The sequence below is a fragment of the Ruegeria sp. YTSC199 genome, from assembly GCF_059609725.1.
In genome coordinates this window covers 1-1,337 of record NZ_JBXWMF010000075.1, presented here as the reverse complement: position 1 = coordinate 1,337, position 1,337 = coordinate 1, and the positions used below count along the sequence as shown (strand labels likewise).

1 protein-coding gene is annotated in these 1,337 nt (G+C 56.7%); it reads left to right on the top strand.

The window, feature by feature from the left end:
- Window positions 1–84: 84 nt before the first annotated feature.
- The gene (locus AC2FEE_RS25580; RefSeq protein ID WP_496868225.1) at window positions 85–1,104 is read left to right on the top strand and encodes an IS110 family RNA-guided transposase; all 1,020 of its coding nucleotides are present in this window, start codon (window positions 85–87) and stop codon (window positions 1,102–1,104) included.
- Window positions 1,105–1,337 lie beyond the last annotated feature (233 nt).

Below are 1,337 nucleotides of genomic sequence, written 5' to 3'. Positions count from 1 at the left end.
GGATGAGGTGGATGGCTCCTGCTCCACCGGCATCGAACGTGCCAAAGTGCAGTTGTTATCGACTGCTAGGAAAGGAGCCACCCAATGACAGTAAAGACCGTGGGCCTGGATTTGGCCAAGGACGTTTTTCAAGTTCACTGCGTTTCAGCGACCGGGCGCAGGATCATCAACAAAAAAATCAAACGCGCGAAGCTGCTGGCGTTCTTTGAGACGCTGCCGCGCTGTGTTGTTGGCATGGAGGCCTGCGGATCGGCGCATCACTGGGGTCGTGAGCTGAGCAAGCTCGGGCATGATGTTCGCCTTATGCCGGCCGCATACGTCAAACCCTATGTGAAGCGCGGCAAGACTGATGCAGCCGATGCCGAAGCGATCTGCGAGGCTGTGCGTCGCCCCACCATGCGCTTCGTCGAAATCAAAACGGAAGACCAGCAGGCTGTTCTCGCCATTCATCGGGCACGAGACCTGGTTGTCCGACAACGTACACAGGTCGTTAACATGATCCGCAGCATACTTCGTGAGTTTGGTCACATTCTGCCAACGGGTATCGAAGCGGTGTCCAAGTTCGCACGAGAACACGGCACCGAGGGGCAGTTGGAAATGCCGGAGATCGCGGATGGTATTCTCGGTGTCATGTGCCATCAACTGAATGGCCTCAATGCGCGTATCGACGGACTGACTAAGCTGATCGAACAGCACGCATGGCTGGATGCCGATGCGCGGCGGCTGATGCGCATGCCTGGGATCGGCCCGATCACAGCTTCAGCTGTTGTTGCCACCATCGGCGACGCGAAACAGTTCGAAACCGGGCGCGATCTGGCGGCTTGGCTGGGCCTCACGCCACTGAACAAGTCCAGTGGTGGTAAGGAACGCCTTGGTCGCATAACCAAAAAGGGTGACCGATACGTCCGCAAGCTTTTGATCGTCGGGATGACATCACGGGCGCTCATGGCGAGGAACAAGCCTGAGCAGGCGGACATCTGGACAGCGAAATTACTCGATCAGAAACCCTTTAGACTGGCCACAGTCGCCATGGCCAACAAATCTGCCCGGATCATCTGGGCCATCCTGACGAAAGGAGAAGAATACCGGCAGCCGATCGCCTGATCCCGCCAAGAGACGCAAGACGCTTGATGTGATGATGCGAAAAGAAGTCAACCAAGAGTAAGGACACTCCGATGGATGTCGCGGCCCTTGAGGTCGATTAGCCGATAGGAACCTTGCTTGCGGAACTCATCATGGCCAGTGGCAATCGCCACGCAAACAGGCCGGACACACGACTGTACTGACAGACCATCGCAACCGCAAAAAACGCTTGCAATGCAGGAGCCATCCACACA

What these genes read in the sequence shown, in the direction of transcription:
- AC2FEE_RS25580 (WP_496868225.1), top strand. Translation starts at nt 85, where the DNA reads ATGACAGTAAAGACCGTGGGCCTGGATTTGGCCAAGGACGTTTTTCAA.